This window comes from Guptibacillus hwajinpoensis, assembly GCF_005144865.1.
GTDB lineage: Bacteria > Bacillota > Bacilli > Bacillales > Guptibacillaceae > Guptibacillus > Guptibacillus hwajinpoensis_A.
The window spans coordinates 289,507-307,533 of sequence record NZ_SWFM01000003.1 but is presented as its reverse complement, the minus strand read 5'-3'; the positions used below and the strand labels follow the sequence as shown (position 1 = coordinate 307,533).

Below are 18,027 nucleotides of genomic sequence, written 5' to 3'. Positions count from 1 at the left end.
GATGAATAGGATTAGGACCAGCTTGTATACAATGGTCTTAATTTAGGGTTTTGATTCTTTGTGCTTTTTGGTGGAGATACTAATGTCAATGAGAATTATGTTATAATTGATGTAACTTGGAGCGTGTCTTCTGCACAGAATAACCCTCCTTACAAATGCAAGCGCAAAAAACGAGACAGGGAGTGGAAACTTTGTTAAAAGTTCAAGAAATTCGCGAGTTGATCAAACTAATTGATCAATCCAGCATTGATGAATTTGAATACGAAAACGACGGATCGAAAATTGTCCTTAAGAAAAATGAAGTTCAGTACACACAGGCACCGGTAGATCAACCAATCCAGCAGCCTGTTGCACAAGAAGTACCAGAGCCTGCTAAGCCTGCAGCTGCTACTCCTGAACAACCGAAAGAAGAAGCAACTAATACGCAAGCGGATGAATCTTTACATAAAATTGAATCGCCGATGGTAGGTACTTTCTACGCTCGCCCTAATCCTGACTCAGATGTTTATGTGAAAACAGGAGAAAAGGTTTCAGAAAATAGCGTTGTCTGCATCATTGAAGCGATGAAGCTTTTCAATGAAATAGAGGCAGAGGTAAATGGAGAAATTGTAGAAATGCTAGTTGAAGATGGACAACTAGTTGAATACGGACAGCCTCTGTTTTTAGTGAAAGCATAGGTGATCTCATTATGGAAATTAAAAAAATACTCGTAGCTAATCGAGGAGAGATCGCGGTTAGAATAATTCGAGCTTGTGAAGAACTCGGAATAGAGACAGTAGCGGTTTACTCTCAGGCTGATAAGGATGCATTGCATGTTCGACTTGCAGACGAAGCTTATTGTATTGGACCAACTGCAGCGAAAGATAGCTATTTAAACTTCACAAATATTATGAGCATTGCAACGGTTACAGGTGTCGACGCTATTCACCCCGGTTATGGGTTCCTTTCTGAAAACGCTGATTTTGCAGAACTTTGCAGAGAATGCAATGTAACATTTGTTGGCCCTAGTCCTGAAGCTATTAATCGTATGGGAACAAAAGATGTTGCTAGAACAACGATGAAAGAAGCTGGAGTCCCGATCGTTCCTGGTTCTGAAGGAATTATTAAGGACGTAGACGAAGGTGTAGCACTCGCAAACGAGATGGGTTATCCGGTTATCATTAAAGCTACTGCCGGTGGTGGTGGTAAGGGGATCCGAATCGCTAAAGACGAGCAAGAATTAGTCAAAGGGATTAATATCACTCAACAAGAAGCATCCCAAGCCTTTGGGAACCCTGGAGTTTACATTGAGAAATTCATTGAAGATTTCCGTCATGTCGAAATTCAGGTTCTTGCCGATAACCATGGGAACGCAATTCACCTTGGTGAACGTGACTGTTCAATTCAGAGACGGTTACAGAAGCTTGTAGAAGAAACGCCTTCTCCAGCTCTTGATGCGAAAATCAGACAAAAGATGGGTGACGCTGCAGTGCGGGCCGCTAAAGCCGTTAATTATTCAGGCGCAGGTACTGTAGAGTTTATTTTTGAGCCAACGGGGAATTTTTATTTCATGGAAATGAATACTCGAATTCAAGTTGAGCACCCTGTGACTGAAATGGTAACAGGAATTGACTTGGTTAAAGAACAGATAAGGGCAGCTTCTGATGAAACGCTTCGCTTTAAACAGGAAGATGTTACGTTCAAAGGTTGGGCGATTGAGTGCCGGATCAATGCAGAAGACCCTGACAAAAAGTTCATGCCATCTCCAGGTAAAGTAGAAATGTACCTTCCTCCAGGTGGCTTCGGTGTTCGAGTTGATTCTGCTGTTTACCCTGGATACGACATTTTGCCTTTCTACGACTCAATGGTTGCAAAGTTAATTACTTACGCGGATACGCGTGAAGAAGCGATTGCAAGAATGAAGCGTGCGCTTGGCGAATTTGTGGTGGAAGGTGTGAAAACAACTATACCGTTCCATATGCGTTTAATGAATCACGAGAAATTTGTTAGCGGAGATTTCAATACAAAATTCCTTGAAAAATATGATTTAACAGAACCATCAACGAATTCTAGGTGAGGTGTTCAAAATGAATGAACTTCAATCATTTGAAATGGAAGAGCACGATACTGGACTTGGAAAAGTCGAAATTTCTCCAGAAGTTATCGAAGTCATTGGTAGCATCGCAGCGTCTGAAGTAGACGGGGTAGCTGAAATGAGAGGTAATTTCGCTTCGGGTGTCGTCGAACGCTTTGGTCGTAAAGATCATCGAAAGGGCGTCAAGGTTGAGCTAGATGAAGATGGGATTATACTTGATGCATATGTGGTGGTAAGCTACGGATTATCAATCCCAGAAGTTTGTGAAAAAGTACAAGAAAACATTCGTCAGGCTCTACTTACTATGACTGCTCTCGAAATTAGTGCAGTTAACGTCAGCGTGGTTGGCATTACATTTGATAAAAAAGAGCAGGAAAACGAAGAATAAGCAGGGGGGCTTTCCCTCTGCTTTTTAATTTGCAGAATAGAATTGAACAGTGGAAAACCTGTATTTGTCTGCTACAATATGCTATTATCAATTGGTATAGCAATATAAGCGTAAAAGGAGTATAGCAATGAAAAGAAGACATGCAAGAGAAAAAGCCATCCAGGTATTGTTTCAAATAGATGTAACAGACACCGATCCACGTGAGGCGCTAGAGCACGTATTAAGTGAGGGAGAAGGTGACGAGTTTCTATCTGAGCTTGTCTTCGGAACGCTTGAAAACCTCGAGAAAATTGATGAAGTAATTAAAGAAAATCTTGTTAACTGGAGTTTTAGTAGAATTGGGAATGTCGATCGCTCTGTTCTTCGTATGGCTTCGTACGAAATGGTCATAAGAGATGATATACCAGTTAATGTTAGTTTAAATGAAGCTGTTGAACTAGCAAAGCTGTTCGGAGGAGAAGAATCCGGACGTTTTGTTAACGGCGTTCTCTCTAAGATTATGCAAAAAAGCTAAGTCAGGCAGGAGGGATTGTTGTGAAAGCAGATCGCTACATATCGGTGACCGCGTTAACGAGACACGTTAAGCGGATGATTGATAATGAACCTGCACTTCAAGATGTATGGCTCCGTGGTGAATTATCTAATGTTAAGCTTCATAATAGAGGTCATCTTTATTTTACAGTGAAAGATGATAAATCTCGTGTTCAGGCGGTTATGTTCGCAGGGAATAACCGTCATATGAAGTTTAAGCCAGAGAATGGTATGAAAGTTTTAATCCGAGGAGAAATTTCGGTTTTTGAGCCATACGGGCAATATCAGCTTTATGCAAAGGAAATGCAGCCTGATGGTATAGGAAACTTATACCTCGCTTATGAAGAACTGAAGCGCAAGCTCGAGTTTGAAGGATTGTTTTCTGAAGACCTTAAACAACCAATCCCACGCTATCCTACAGAAATCGGTGTTATTACTTCCCCTACTGGTGCAGCAATTCGGGACATATTCACAACTATAAAGAGACGTTATCCTGCAGCTAGGATAACTGTATTCCCTGTTCTTGTGCAGGGGAATAGTGCGAAAAGCTCAATCGTACAGGCGATTGAAATGGCGAACGCAATGAATATGATTGATGTATTAATTGTTGGACGTGGCGGAGGGTCTATTGAAGAACTTTGGGCTTTTAATGAAGAAGAGGTAGCAAGAAGTATAGCTAGCTCTCGTGTACCAATTATTTCAGCTGTTGGTCATGAAACAGACTTTACGATTGCTGATTTTGTAGCTGACCTAAGAGCGCCAACACCTACAGGTGCTGCAGAACTAGCTGTTCCTAGCATTGTTGAACTGAAAGAACGATTGGATCAGAGAGTACATAGACTTTTGAGAGCTATGAGAGAGAAGCAACTTTCAGAGCGAGAACGTTTGTCTAACTTGCAGAAATCTTATGCTTTTCGCTATCCAAATCAACTTATGAGACAAAAAGAGCAAGAGCTTGACCTCCAGGTTGATCGTCTTCAGAAGACGATGAAAAGGCTACTAGCTTATACCGGTGAACGAGTAGATCGAAACCATAAACAACTCGTTAAACAGCATCCAAATCGTTTATTGAAAGAATCAGCTCAAGAACTGAATGAAATAAAAGTATCTTTGCATAAAGAAATGCAACGAGTATTGCATGGGAAACAGCGCGATTTTTCAATGTTTGCGGGCAAGTTAAATGCTCTGAGTCCTCTAAAGGTGATGGAGCGTGGTTACAGCCTTGCATATAAAGAAGAAGAACTCATTAAATCTGTTAAGCAGGTTCAACCTGGCGATGTTCTAAAGGTTGAGATGACAGATGGAAAAATAGATTGCCATGTTTGGGGATTAGAGGAGAGTGACTCGAATGGAGAAAAATGAGAATGTAACATTTGAAGAAGCGATGCAAAAACTTGAGCAAATCGTAGGTGCGCTAGAAGAAGGAAATGTTCCGCTTGAAAAAGCGATCTCTTTATTCCAGGAAGGAATGAACTTATCTAATATTTGTCACGAGAAGCTCAAATCAGTTGAAGGAAAGATGGATCAGATTGTGGAAGAGAACGGTGAAATTAAACGCTTCTCTGTTCAGGAGGATGAAGTGTGATCTCTGACCTAACCTCTTATATGAACACTTGCAAGAAACTGATAGACAAAGAGCTTCCGCTATTTATCGAAAAAGTTGAAATGCCTGATACGCTTAAAGAAGCCATGATCTACTCCATTCAAGCAGGTGGAAAGAGAATTCGACCGATTCTTATGCTTGCTACTGTAGAAGCGTTTGGTCAGCCGATCGAGAAAGCTATTCCTACAGCGTGTGCAGTTGAAATGATTCATACATATTCTCTTATTCATGATGATCTACCAGCTATGGATGACGATGACTTAAGACGAGGTAAGCCTACAAACCATAAAGTGTTTGGTGAGGCAGCAGCGATTCTTTCAGGAGATGCCTTGTTAACCCAGAGCTTCGAAATTATTGCTGACTCATCCCTTACAAGTGATCAGAAAGTGGAAATCGTTAAGCTTCTTGCAAATTCTGCTGGACCGGGTGGTATGGTTGGGGGGCAGATGGCTGATTTAGATGGAGAAAAGCAGGAGTTAACGCTTGAGAAACTTGAATATATCCACCATCATAAAACTGGTAAACTCCTCGTGTTTTCCGTACTTGCAGGTGCTATTATCGCAAATGCTGATGACTCACAACGTTCTCATCTAAAAAAGTTTGGAGAGCATATGGGTCTTTCTTTCCAGATTAGTGACGATATTCTTGATGTAGAAGGCGATCAGGACAAAATCGGTAAACTCCCAGGAAGCGATGAGAATAATGACAAGAGCACATATCCAAAGCTCCTTACGTTAGAAGGGGCAAAGGAAAAGCTTACGTTCCATTTCGAAGAAGCTCTAAAGTATCTATCTGCTTCAGGAATTAATCATGATAGACTTCAATCAATCGCAAAATTTATTGTCGAACGTGATCATTAACACATAATTGAGGATTACTATATCATATGGTATAATAAGTTAAGCTAGAGTGGTGCAGTATTCTAGTCAGTTCGCCATTTCTGAAGGCGGGCCTAAAAATCCGCCATAGGGCACATCGATGAAGTTCCTGGTGTTGGCTTGAGTCGCCCAGACTTGGGTCGATGCTGGGAGTTAAGGTCGCAGGGCGATCCACAAAGGCATGTGGGCGTTGACCCTGCTTCCGCGGAGGCCCATTCTTGTAGCAGAGCGGTTAACGCTGCCTGCTATGAATTGGGGTATGAACCTGTTTCAGCTGCATGGGAACGCAGTTGAACAGCGTAGCCTGCCTTGAGTGGAGCTAGAGGGGATTATGGATTATTGGAAATTTGCAGCTCGGCCGGCAGTTTATTTCCTACCACCCATATGAAATCTGCTCTGCAAAAGAGGCTAGGGAATGTGTGGAACTGTTGAGGAAAACTCCTAGACTGTTCCGAGTGACACTTAAAGGGGATTATAGTGCGGACTAAGTGGTAATCCAGTCTAGCGAATGGTGACTACGCTAAGATTGATGTAAAGGGAAACCGCCTGAATGGCGACGTTCAGGTATCGATCTGGGAAAACCTACTGGACCTAAGCCGCAGTCTTTACTCTTTAAGTGACCACTCTTCACTACATACGACAACAGGGTTGTTCGACTGACAGGGAACAGGGGGCATTTGACTGATGACTGACCCTTTGAATACCTGTTAGTTGAACACCTATTTTTATGTGATTATATAATGGACAAGGAGTAGATATGAAAGCTTCCGTATCAAAATCCATAAACTGGAGTTTAGCTATTGCCGTTATCACACTTGTGTTAGCGGCTATTTTTTCAATTATATCAACAGCAGTATTGAGTGGGGTTTCGTGGGCACTTGGAATGTTTGTTGTTCTTATGATCGTTCTTATTGGTATTTTCTTTGATACAATAGGTGTAGCATCAACAGCTGCAAATGAAGTACCTTTCCATGCAATGGCTGCCGAACGACTTACTGGAGCAAAGCATGCTATCTTTGTTACTCGAAACGCAGATCGCGTAGCTAGCTTTTGTAATGATGTGATTGGAGACATTTCGGGTATTATAAGTGGTACAGCCTCTGCAACTGTTGTAGTGCAATTGACGCTTCAACTTGGACATAGTGATGGATCAATGTTTCAATATATAATATCAGTAGTATTTACAAGTGTAATTGCTGCATTAACAGTAGGGGGAAAAGCACTCGGTAAAACGTTTGCCATCCACTTCTCTACAGGAATCATCTTTCAAGTAGGTCGGTTCCTTTATTATGTTGAAAAAACATTTAAAATTAAAATGGTAGGCAATCAATCTAAAAAGAAAAAAGGCAACCGTAAATCGAAATAAAGAAGGGGAGGAAATCCCATGGATTTAGAAAAAATCGATAGTCCAAAATTCCTGAAAAATTATGATACTAATGAAATGACCGAACTTGCGGAAGAAATTAGATGTTTTCTAATTAATAAATTATCCGAAACTGGAGGTCATCTGGGTCCAAATTTGGGCGTGGTCGAGCTTACGATTGTACTACACAAAATTTTTGATAGCCCAAAAGATAAGTTCATATGGGATGTTGGCCATCAAGCTTATGTCCACAAAATCTTAACGGGTAGAGCTTCAAGATTTGATACATTGCGAAAGTACAAAGGACTTTGTGGGTTCCCTAAGCGTAATGAAAGCGTTCATGATGTTTGGGAAACTGGACATAGCTCGACTTCCTTATCTGCAGCAATGGGTATGGCAGCAGCACGTGATATGAAGGGGACTGATGAGAGCGTTGTAGCAATTATCGGTGACGGAGCTCTAACTGGCGGTATGGCATTAGAAGCTCTAAACCACATTGGTCATGAGCAGAAGGATATGCTTGTCATTCTAAACGACAATGAAATGTCAATAGCTCCTAACGTTGGTGCTCTTCATAATGTATTAGGGAAACTTCGCACTGCTGGGAAATATCATAAAGCGAAAGAAGAACTTGAATACTTACTGAAGAAGATCCCGGCATTTGGTGGTGCTTTGGCCTCTACTGCTGAGAGGGTGAAGGATGCACTAAAGTATTTACTAGTATCGGGTATTTTCTTCGAAGAACTCGGTTTTACGTATCTTGGACCTGTTGATGGTCACGACGTTGAAGCATTAATGGAAAACATTAAATATGCTAAGAAAACAAAAGGACCAGTCTTGATCCATGTTCTTACGAAAAAAGGTAAAGGTTATCACCCTGCAGAAAGCGATGAGATTGGCGTATGGCATGGAGTAAGCCCATATAAAATCGAAGCAGGAGAGCAGATTAAACCAAAAGTTGCGGCACCAGGCTACAGCAAGGTTGTGAGTGAAACTGTTCGGAAGTTAGCGGAAGATGATGATCGTATATCTGTAATTACACCTGCTATGACCGTTGGATCAAAGTGGGAAGGATTTGAGAAACAATTCCCTGAGAGGCTTTTTGATGTTGGGATTGCCGAGCAACATGCTACTACCATGGCAGCCGGCCTAGCTACCCAAGAACTCAAGCCTGTTTTATCCATTTATTCAACGTTTTTACAACGAGCATATGATCAGTTAGTTCATGATGTTTGTCGACAGAATTTAAACGTGTTTCTTGCGATTGACCGATCAGGTTTAGTCGGTGCTGACGGTGAAACACATCAAGGAGTCTTTGATGTCTCATTCCTTCGTCATATGCCTAATATGGTCTTGATGATGGCGAAAGACGAGAATGAGCTTCAGCATATGGTGTATACTAGTCTTCAATATAATCAAGGACCAATTGCCGTTCGTTATCCAAGAGGAAATGGTATAGGTATACAAATGGATAAAGAGCTTAAAGAGATCCCTATTGGTACTTGGGAGATTATTCGTGAAGGTAAAGATGTAGCACTACTTTCATTTGGTCCAACGCTTCAGGACTTATTAAAGGCTGCTGATATTCTTGAAAAAGAAGGTATATCTGCACGGGTCATCAATGCGCGATTCATTAAACCTCTTGATGAGTTGATGATGGCTGAATTGATGGAGGAAGGTATTCCAATGCTTACTGTTGAAGAAGCTATTCTTCAAGGAGGCTTTGGTAGTGCTGTCTTAGAATATGTGAACGATAGTGGCTATCAACATGGGACCATTCAAAGAATGGGTATTCCAGATACGTATATTGAGCACGGTAGTGTAAATGAGCTACTCAAGGAAATTGGATTAACACCAACCGAAATTGCTGCTAAAGCAAAGAAAATGATACCAGCAAAACAAAAGAGGGCATAAAAGAGCATGGCAAAAAAAGAAAGACTTGATGTAATTCTTGTGAATCGTGGGCTAATCGATACAAGAGAAAAAGCAAAGAGAGCCATTATGGCTGGTCTCGTGTTCTCCGAAACAGAGAGAATGGACAAGCCTGGCATGAAAGTAAATGAAGATATAACGCTTCAGATAAAGGGCGACACATTACGTTATGTTGGACGTGGTGGATTAAAGCTCGAAAAAGCGATTGAGGTTTTCTCGCTTGAACCTGAAAACAAAGTTGTACTCGATATAGGTTCTTCTACAGGAGGCTTTACAGATTGTGCATTACAAAATGGCGCAACACTCGTTTATGCTTTAGACGTAGGATACAATCAGTTAGCGTGGAAACTTCGCGTTGATGACCGAGTAGTTGTGAAAGAAAGAACCAACTTTCGTTATTCTGTAAAAGAGGATTTTGATAAAGGTTTACCGGATCTAGCGACAATTGATGTGTCCTTTATTTCATTGAAATTAATTTTACCTGTCCTTAAAGGAGTACTTAAAGAAAACGGCGAGGTAGTCGCGCTTGTGAAACCTCAATTCGAAGCTGGTCGGGGAGAAGTAGGTAAAAAAGGTATTGTTCGTGATAAGAAAGTACATCTTCGTGTTTTGAAAGAGATGATGAATTTTGCGACTCGGGAAGGCTATCAGATCAATGGACTTTCTTATTCTCCAATCACCGGTGGTGAAGGTAATATCGAATTTCTTCTTCATCTTGGCTGGAAACAAGAGATGTTGACTGAAGATGTTCCGGATCCAGAAGAAGTTGTAGAGCGAGCGCATCAAGAGTTTTAAAAGGATACACCATGTGTGTCCTTTTTTTCTACTTACGTAATGATAATCCACTTTTTACTATCTTATATAGGGCAAGTTTTTTAGTACTCATAGATGTGAATATTTATGAATGCCTATACAAAAGTAGGATAGGGCTATATAATAAGGCTGTCACAATTTACTTACCGGAATTTCTGGAGGTTTTACTATGAATAAAGGGCAACGTCACATCAAAATTCGTGAATTAATAGCTAATCAAGATGTTGAAACTCAAGATGAACTCGTATATAGTCTCAAAAGTGCAGGGTTCAATGTAACGCAAGCAACGGTTTCAAGAGATATAAAAGAGTTGCATCTTGTTAAAGTACCGACAATAGACGGAAGGTATAAATACAGTCTTCCGGCTGATCAACGCTTTAACCCATTGCAGAAGCTAAAAAGAACATTAACCGATGCTTTTATTAGTATCGATCATGCGGATCATCTTATTGTTATGAAAACGCTTCCGGGTAATGCTAATGCAATCGGTGCGTTAATTGATAACCTTGATTGGGAAGAGATTATGGGGAACATAAGTGGGGACGACACCATTCTAATTATCTGTAAGAGTGCAGAAGCCGCTCCTATGCTATCCCAACGCTTTATTGATATGCTTTAAGACAGAACGATGATCTTTGAAGGTGGGAGAATATGTTAGCCGAACTATCCATTCGTAATTTTGCGATTATAGAAGCGATTACCGTTTCATTTGAACGCGGTTTGACGGTTCTTACTGGCGAAACGGGTGCGGGGAAATCAATTATTATTGATGCAATAGGACTGCTAGTAGGTGGCAGAGGTTCAGCGGAATTTGTTCGATATGGCACGAAGAAGGCTGAAATTGAAGGATTATTTCATATAGAGCCAGAACATCCTACAGTTCAAAAGCTAGAGGATGTAGGGATTGAGTTTACCGACGATATGGTCGTATTACGACGTGATATTTCTAGTGCAGGCAAAAGTATTTGCAGGGTTAATGGCAAATTAGTAACGCTTGGGATTCTAAGAGAAATTGGCCAAACACTTATAGATATTCATGGACAACATGAACATCAGGACCTCATGCAGTCAGACAAACATCTGTCTCTCCTTGACCAATTTGGAGATGGATCGATAGGACCCGCATTAACTGAATATAGGGAAGTATATCAACGTTATAAAAAGATACAACAACAGATGAGGAACCTTACTGAGAATGAACAGCAAATGGCCCACAGGCTCGATTTAATTCAGTATCAGCTTGAAGAAATCACGAAAGCAGAACTCTCTCCTAATGAAGATGAAGAGCTGATGGAAGAGAAAATGCGTTTAGGTAATTTTGAGAAGCTTTTTTCGGCTCTTCAGGATGTTTATCATTCTTTACATGGTGATAACAAAGGGCTTGATTGGGTTGGCCTTGCGATGTCTCAGCTTGAATCTGTCTCAGATCTTGATGAAGAGCTGAAAAGTTATCATGAGGAAGTTGCGAATCAATATTATTTACTTGAAGAAACAGCAGGTAAACTAAATACATACCGTGATCAACTTGAGTTTGATCCAGCACGATTAGATTTTGTAGAAGAACGATTAAACGAAATCCAGGTTCTTAAAAGGAAATATGGTGAATCCGTAGAAGAAATTCTTGAATATGCTGCTTCAATTGAAGATGAAGTGGATGAGCTCGTGAATAGAGAAGATCGCGTAGATGAGCTTGAATCTAATTTAAAGGGTATTAAAGCCGACTTATCAGTTGAGGCCGACAATTTAACAGGTCTTCGTAAAAAAGTCGCCAGAGTCCTTGTAGACGCGATTCATCATGAACTTAGAGATTTGTATATGGAAAAAACAGAATTTGCGATTCATTTTAACGAATTGGATAAGAAGAAAGAAGTGTTTCATAAATCTGGAAAAGATGATATCGATTTTATGATTTCAACTAATCCTGGTGAGCCACTGAAGCAATTATCTAAAACAGCCTCTGGTGGAGAGCTATCGCGAATCATGCTTGCCTTAAAATCAATCTTTTCAAAGCATCAAGGCATTACGTCAATTATCTTCGATGAAGTAGATACTGGTGTAAGTGGGAGAGTTGCACAAGCAATGGCTGAGAAAATCCAGCGTCTTTCTTCTGGTTCTCAAGTTCTTGTAATTACTCACCTTCCTCAAGTAGCTGCAATGGCTGATCATCATTTGTATATCTCAAAGGAAGAGACTGGTGAAGGTCGGACGAAGACAAGTGTTGGAAATTTAAGTGATGAAGAGCAGATTGAAGAACTTGGAAGAATGATTTCAGGCGCTGAAATGACTGAACTTACGAAAAAACACGCGCGAGAATTATTACTTCAAGCTAACCAAATAAAATCATGATATGAAATGCTATCCAACTAAGGGTAGCATTTTCATTTTTAGAGGTTATAATAACGAGCAGTCAAGGCAAAATTATAGATACAGCCATGTTGGAGGTGTGGGCAAGAGCGAGGAGAGTGAAGAATTGAAGACAGACATGATTCGGAAATTGTTAGGCGTAGTTCTCCTTGGTTTTCTAATTGCACTTGGTTTCACGAAACCAGTACAATTATTTATATCGATTCCAGATGAGATTGTCATGTTTGAAGGAGATCAAGCAACTATCCCATCTGTTATACCAGCTGCGAGCACAATCGGAGGTTCGGAAGTAGTAAGTATTGATGAACAACAAAAAGAACTGACGATTAGTGGCAAGAATAGCGGTTCGGATATACTTGACTTAACGGTTGGTGATCTTCCCGTTAAGAAGGTTGATGTTAAGGTTCTTCCTGAATTCAAGGTGATTCCGGGAGGTCAGTCAATTGGTGTGAAGCTTAATACCCGAGGTGTCCTTGTTGTAGGCCATCATCTCATTCACACAAATCAGGGAGATCGATCCCCAGGAGAGTTAGCAGATATACAAGTGGGAGATATTATTACCAAAATTAATGGACAATCTGTAAAGAAAATGAGTGATATTGGTTCAATTGTAAAGAAAGCTGCAAATGAAGGCCATGCGCTACAAGTAACGATAGTTCGAGAAAATAAAGAACTAAGTAAGAAGCTTGTTCCGGTAAAAGACAAACAGAACAAATCATATCGAATTGGGTTATACATTCGAGATTCAGCAGCAGGTGTCGGAACTCTGACTTTTTATCATCCTAATACTAAAAAGTATGGAGCATTAGGTCATGTTATATCCGATATGGATACCAAAAAACCGATAGTTGTTCACCATGGAGAGATTTATCCATCTTCTGTTACTTCCATCGAAAAAGGAAGTAACGGTCATCCAGGAGAAAAGTTAGCAAGGTTCTCTAATACTGATCAGAAACTCGGTACAATTACGCGAAATAGTCCCTTTGGAATTTTTGGTGAAATGAATGTTGAAATGAAAAAGGGAATGTATGATAAACCAATGCCAATCGCTTTATCACATCAAGTGAAAGAAGGACCAGCGAAAATATTAACAGTTGTAAAAGGCAGCGAAGTTAAAGCATATGATGTAGAAGTGGTTAGCTCTATACCTCAGAAATTTCCTGCAACTAAAGGAATGGTCATAAAAGTAACGGATCCAGAATTGCTTAAGGAAACTGGTGGCATTGTTCAGGGTATGAGTGGAAGTCCAATTATTCAAGATGGAAAAGTAATCGGTGCAGTAACTCACGTTTTTGTGAATGACTCGACTTCAGGTTATGGTGTTCACATTGAGTGGATGTTAGAAGAAGCTGGAATAAACATCTATCAGCAAAATCAAAATGATAAGCGGGCAGCGAGCTAAAAAAGCTCACTGTTCGCTTTCTTTCGTTTTCTGGGCGTGATATACTTGGTATGAAGAAAATTCGACAAAATTGAAAGATTATTCAGAAATTGTTGTTATATAGAGTAAATGTAAGAAAGCAAGAGATATTTGTTGAAAAAATATTGTTTTTAAATGTTTTTAGAAATTTTAGAGGAAATTTACCAAACCCGTTGAATGTTTATACTACTACGATAACCAAACTTGTGGAAGGAGAGACGGAGCCGTGCAAAAAATAAAAGTATGTTTAGCTGATGATAACCGCGAATTAGTCAATTTGATTGAGGAATATATGTCGAGACAGGAGGATATGGAGGTAGTCGGAACCGCTTCTAATGGGCAAGAATGTTTGGAAGTACTCGAAGACGAAAATCCTGATGTATTAGTTCTTGATATTATCATGCCACATCTTGATGGTCTTGCTGTACTTGAACGCCTAAGAGAGATGAATTATACGTGCAGTGTAATTATGCTAACTGCGTTTGGGCAAGAAGATGTAACAAAGAAGGCCGTTGATCTTGGTGCATCGTACTTTATTCTAAAGCCATTTGACATGGACAATCTGGCAAGTCATGTGAGACAGGTAAGTGGGAAGAAAACGACTTTCACAAACAGCAGTTCAAGTTCATACAAGCGTCAGCCGCGAGAAAACCGTCCAAGGAACCTGGATGCAAGCATTACAAGTATTATTCATGAAATTGGTGTACCAGCACATATTAAAGGTTACATGTACTTAAGAGAAGCAATTACAATGGTATATAATGATATTGAACTACTTGGTTCAATTACTAAAGTTCTCTATCCTGACATTGCTAAGAAATTTAATACCACTTCATCTCGAGTCGAGCGAGCGATTCGACATGCAATAGAGGTTGCGTGGAGTAGAGGAAATGTTGAGTCAATCTCTAATTTGTTTGGTTATACCGTAAGCATGTCAAAAGCTAAACCAACAAATTCAGAATTTATCGCAATGGTTGCAGATAAACTTCGGATTGAGCACAACATGGATAACTACTCTCATACAAGATAGTAAGCACTTTTTATACCTTTATAAGAAAAAACAAAGCCAGATTAGGCTTTGTTTTTTTGTTTGGCTTAAATGTTATCCGGTTATATGCTATGAACGATTAGAGCCATTTTTAGGACTTCTAGAAGAAAATCTATCCTGTACCTTGTTTCGTTTTCGATCTCGATAGAAAATGAAACCTCCAACGAATGATAATCCTACAATAAGAAAAACTAATCCAAGGATAAATTGAACAATGAGAGAGGTGAAAGGTGGATTTAACACGCCAAAAAGTACATCTCTCATTAATTTAATGCCTATGACGCCGAATATACCTGGAATTAAAACGATAAGTAGAGCTATTAAACGCATTGATCGTGCACCCTTTCTACACATCACTACTTGCTATTGTAGCGGAGTCAACTTGATGTGTCTATGGGTGTCATTTGTTGTCTTCAACAATTTTAAATAAAAAACCATGCATGATTTGTCAAAATGTCGAAAGAGATGTATGATTAGTATGAAATAAATTGCATGTAGAGAATGCAGGTGATGAATATTTGCGAACATGTATGATTGTTGGTGCTGGAAAAGGTGGCCAAGCCCTTCTCAATATACTTAGGGAAACGAAGATGATGGATGTTATTGCGATCGTGGATTGTAATTTGGATGCCCCTGGCATACAAACAGCACGTGAAGCAAATATCAAGGTTTACTCTGATTGGAAAGTACCCTTAACACGTTTTGAAATCGATGTCATTATCGAGGCTACGGGTAATGAACTGGTTTTTGAAGAAATTAGAGATAGGCGAGAGAAACACACTGTTTTAATTCCTGGGTCTGTCGCTAACATTGTCCTAAATTTAATTGAAGAAAAAGAAATTCTTATTGATACATTGCAACATCAGTCGAAACAACAGGAAATTATTCTGGACTCTACGCATGATGGAATGATTGCCATCAACGTTGATGAAGAAGTAACGTTATTTAATCGAAGCGCTGAGAAAATTACAGGTATTAGTAAAGTGCAGGCTGGTGGTAAACTAATCGGGTCACTTATGGCTTCAAGTATGTTGCCAAGAGTCTTGTCTTCCGGACAGCCTGAAATTAATCAAGAGCAGCTACTTCCGAATGGCAGAAAGATAATCACCACTCGCATCCCCATGTTTGATGAAGAAGGTAAACGGATCGGTGCGCTTGCAGTCTTCAAAGACATGACAGCGATCGAGGCAATGGCGCAAGAAGTAACAAATCTAAAAAGTATCCAGTCGATGCTTGAGGCCATTATTCAATCGTCTGATGAAGCAATATCTGTAGTAGATGAGCACGGTAAAGGACTAATGATTAATCCTGCTTACACACGACTAACTGGTCTAGAGCGGGATGAAGTGATTGGAAAACCGGCGAATACCGATATTTCTGAGGGAGAAAGTATGCATATGCGTGTTCTAAGGACACGCAAACCTGTTCGTGGCGTTCAAATGAAGGTAGGACCAAGCAAGAGGGAAGTCGTAGTAAATGTTTCCCCTGTGATTGTCGATGGGCGATTGAAGGGGAGCGTTGGAGTTATTCACGATATTTCAGAGCTTCATTCGTTAAATAATCAACTGCAGCGGGCTAGACAAATTATTCGCACACTAGAAGCGAAATATTCTTTTGAAGACATTATTGGGGATTCTGAAGAAATGACATTCTCAATCCAACAAGCAAGACTAGCCGCTTCTACTCCTGCAACAGTATTACTGCGGGGAGAGTCAGGAACAGGAAAAGAACTTTTTGCACACGCCATACATAATGCAAGCGACCGTAAATATAACAAGTTTGTAAGAGTGAACTGTGCAGCTATTTCTGAGTCATTATTCGAAAGTGAACTTTTCGGTTATGAGGACGGAGCCTTCTCTGGAGCTAGACAGGGAGGAAAAAGGGGGCTGTTTGAAGAGGCGAATGGAGGGAGCATCTTTCTTGATGAGATAGGTGAAATTTCTCTTACTACTCAGGTGAAATTACTTCGCGTGCTACAAGAGCGAGAGATTGTCCGTGTAGGGGGAGCAAAACCGATCTCAATTAACGTTCGAGTCATTGCTGCAACTAATGCTAAGCTAGAAAAGAGAATAATGGATGGTTCATTTAGGGAAGATTTATACTATCGATTAAATCGTCTTCCAATTCAAATTGCCCCGCTAAGACAGCGCAAAGAAGATATTGTAGCACTTGCAGATCATTTGATAACTAAAATAAATCAAGATTATGGAAGAAATGTGGAGGGCATCACCCCGGCAGCCGCTGAGTACTTTAAGGAGTATGATTGGCCAGGAAATGTAAGAGAGTTTGAGAATGTACTCGGTAGAATTGTGATTCATATGGATACGTCTGAGTCCATGATTGATTTAGAGCATATCCCTTCCTTATTGAGTGAACAAAAGGATGCTGAATTGCTTTCAGTAGAGCGAACACCCGAAAAGACGTTATCTCAACTTGTCGATGAGTTTGAGAAGAAGACTATTAGTCAGACCCTTGAACATTATGATGGGAATAAAACAGCCACTGCAAGAGCACTAGGAGTGTCACTTAGGAACCTTTATTATAAAATGGAAAAGCATGAAATTGAAAAATCCAGCATGCAATAATTTTCACACTTTGCAAAAAATTGCATAGTGCAAGTTGTTGGATCCTTTATGTATCAACGGTTTGAAGTTGGCACAGAACTTGCATAATAGAAGAAGGGCGTAAAAGGAGGGACACCAATGAATCTAGATCAACTTTTGACTCATGCTTCTAATCATCCCAATAAAACAGTTGCAATAGCTTCTGCTGCAGATATGGAAGTCATTGAAGCAGTTAAATTAGCAGTAGAGCAGAACCTTGCTTCGTTCATTCTATATGGAGATCAAGACAAGGTTGTTAAGATGTTAAACGAGTTTAACTTAGCTCAATCTGCAGACATCAAGGTCGTTCATGAATCATCTGACAGAAATGCTTCGAAGTCCGCTGTAACCGCTGTCAGTAATGGGGAAGCGGATGTATTGATGAAAGGTATGGTTTCCACATCTGTTATTTTAAAGGAAGTTTTAAATAAAGAATACGGGCTTCGTAAAGGGAAAGTTCTTTCACATGTAGCTGCTTTTGATGTAGCTGGATATGATCGCTTAATTTTTGTCACAGACTCAGGTATGAACATTAAGCCTGATCTTACACAGAAAATAGAGATAGTTAAAAATGCGGTGAGCATCGCTAGAGGGATAGGGATAGAAACACCAAAAGTTGCTTCACTTGCTGCAGTTGAGGTTGTTAATCCGTCTATGCAGGCTACACTTGATGCCGCTGCACTTACACAAATGAATACGAGAGAACAAATTACTAACTGCATCATTGATGGGCCACTTGCACTTGATAATGCCATTTCGATAGAAGCAGCAGCCCATAAAGGAATCAAAAGTGAGGTGGCAGGGCGTGCAGATATTCTACTTGTACCTTCAATAGAAGTAGGTAACGCCTTATATAAATCACTTGTATATTTTTCAAATGCAAAAGTTGGCGGTGTTATAGCAGGTGCTAAAGCTCCAATCGTTCTAACATCACGAGCGGATAGTGCCCAAAGTAAGGTATATAGCATTGCACTTGCAGTTAGCTCAACAAATTAATCAAAGAGGAAAAT

General features: G+C 40.1%; 17 protein-coding genes. 16 read left to right on the top strand and 1 reads right to left on the bottom strand.

Annotated features, from left to right (window positions below):
- Nucleotides 1-191 precede the first annotated feature (191 nt).
- From accB to spo0A, 14 genes are all read left to right on the top strand, one after another.
- Nucleotides 192-677, top strand: coding sequence for an acetyl-CoA carboxylase biotin carboxyl carrier protein (gene accB / locus FBF83_RS12430; RefSeq protein WP_136947482.1), 486 nt, complete (start codon nucleotides 192-194; stop codon nucleotides 675-677).
- 11 nt (nucleotides 678-688) lie between these two features.
- Nucleotides 689-2,056 carry an acetyl-CoA carboxylase biotin carboxylase subunit gene (gene accC, locus FBF83_RS12425; protein WP_136947481.1) on the top strand — a complete coding sequence of 456 codons (1,368 nt, stop codon included), beginning with the start codon at nucleotides 689-691 and terminating at the stop codon, nucleotides 2,054-2,056.
- 10 nt (nucleotides 2,057-2,066) lie between these two features.
- A complete protein-coding gene (locus FBF83_RS12420; RefSeq protein WP_136947480.1) occupies nucleotides 2,067-2,462 on the top strand; it encodes an Asp23/Gls24 family envelope stress response protein in 396 nt (131 codons plus the stop codon).
- 127 nt (nucleotides 2,463-2,589) lie between these two features.
- A complete protein-coding gene (gene nusB / locus FBF83_RS12415; RefSeq protein ID WP_136947479.1) occupies nucleotides 2,590-2,976 on the top strand; it encodes a transcription antitermination factor NusB in 387 nt (128 codons plus the stop codon).
- Nucleotides 2,977-2,996: 20 nt separating this feature from the next.
- A complete protein-coding gene (gene xseA, locus FBF83_RS12410) occupies nucleotides 2,997-4,355 on the top strand; it encodes an exodeoxyribonuclease VII large subunit (protein WP_136947478.1) in 1,359 nt (452 codons plus the stop codon).
- Complete coding sequence (locus tag FBF83_RS12405; RefSeq protein ID WP_136947477.1) at nucleotides 4,342-4,578, top strand: exodeoxyribonuclease VII small subunit; 237 nt, start codon at nucleotides 4,342-4,344, stop codon at nucleotides 4,576-4,578. The genes xseA and FBF83_RS12405 overlap by 14 nt, the downstream gene beginning before the upstream one ends.
- Nucleotides 4,579-4,598: 20 nt before the next feature.
- Complete coding sequence (locus FBF83_RS12400) at nucleotides 4,599-5,456, top strand: polyprenyl synthetase family protein (RefSeq protein ID WP_136947798.1); 858 nt, start codon at nucleotides 4,599-4,601, stop codon at nucleotides 5,454-5,456.
- A 775-nt stretch (nucleotides 5,457-6,231) separates the two neighbouring features.
- Complete coding sequence (locus FBF83_RS12395) at nucleotides 6,232-6,840, top strand: hypothetical protein (protein WP_136947476.1); 609 nt, start codon at nucleotides 6,232-6,234, stop codon at nucleotides 6,838-6,840.
- A gap of 18 nt (nucleotides 6,841-6,858) precedes the next feature.
- The gene (gene dxs / locus FBF83_RS12390; protein WP_136947475.1) at nucleotides 6,859-8,751 is read left to right on the top strand and encodes a 1-deoxy-D-xylulose-5-phosphate synthase; all 1,893 of its coding nucleotides are present in this window, start codon (nucleotides 6,859-6,861) and stop codon (nucleotides 8,749-8,751) included.
- Between the two features lie 6 nt (nucleotides 8,752-8,757).
- Nucleotides 8,758-9,564: a TlyA family RNA methyltransferase gene (locus FBF83_RS12385; protein ID WP_136947474.1), complete on the top strand. Its 807-nt coding sequence runs from the start codon at nucleotides 8,758-8,760 to the stop codon at nucleotides 9,562-9,564.
- 187 nt (nucleotides 9,565-9,751) lie between these two features.
- Nucleotides 9,752-10,201: a transcriptional regulator AhrC/ArgR gene (gene ahrC, locus FBF83_RS12380; protein WP_136947473.1), complete on the top strand. Its 450-nt coding sequence runs from the start codon at nucleotides 9,752-9,754 to the stop codon at nucleotides 10,199-10,201.
- 32 nt (nucleotides 10,202-10,233) lie between these two features.
- Nucleotides 10,234-11,928, top strand: a complete 1,695-nt coding sequence (recN, locus tag FBF83_RS12375; protein ID WP_136947472.1) for a DNA repair protein RecN — start codon at nucleotides 10,234-10,236, stop codon at nucleotides 11,926-11,928.
- Nucleotides 11,929-12,064: 136 nt separating this feature from the next.
- Entirely contained in the window at nucleotides 12,065-13,348 is a 1,284-nt protein-coding gene (gene spoIVB / locus FBF83_RS12370) for a SpoIVB peptidase (RefSeq protein ID WP_169525476.1), read from the top strand.
- Nucleotides 13,349-13,592: 244 nt separating this feature from the next.
- The gene (gene spo0A / locus FBF83_RS12365; protein ID WP_136947470.1) at nucleotides 13,593-14,396 is read left to right on the top strand and encodes a sporulation transcription factor Spo0A; all 804 of its coding nucleotides are present in this window, start codon (nucleotides 13,593-13,595) and stop codon (nucleotides 14,394-14,396) included.
- 87 nt (nucleotides 14,397-14,483) lie between these two features.
- Here spo0A and FBF83_RS12360 read toward each other — a convergent pair whose 3' ends face one another.
- Nucleotides 14,484-14,744, bottom strand: a complete 261-nt coding sequence (locus FBF83_RS12360) for a DUF2627 domain-containing protein (protein WP_136947469.1) — start codon at nucleotides 14,742-14,744, stop codon at nucleotides 14,484-14,486.
- 188 nt (nucleotides 14,745-14,932) lie between these two features.
- Here FBF83_RS12360 and FBF83_RS12355 point away from each other — a divergent pair, with 188 nt between their 5' ends.
- Both FBF83_RS12355 and yqiS read left to right on the top strand, forming a co-directional pair.
- Nucleotides 14,933-16,999, top strand: a complete 2,067-nt coding sequence (locus FBF83_RS12355) for a sigma 54-interacting transcriptional regulator (protein ID WP_136947468.1) — start codon at nucleotides 14,933-14,935, stop codon at nucleotides 16,997-16,999.
- A gap of 117 nt (nucleotides 17,000-17,116) precedes the next feature.
- Entirely contained in the window at nucleotides 17,117-18,013 is an 897-nt protein-coding gene (yqiS, locus tag FBF83_RS12350; RefSeq protein ID WP_136947467.1) for a phosphate butyryltransferase, read from the top strand.
- Nucleotides 18,014-18,027: the final 14 nt, after the last annotated feature.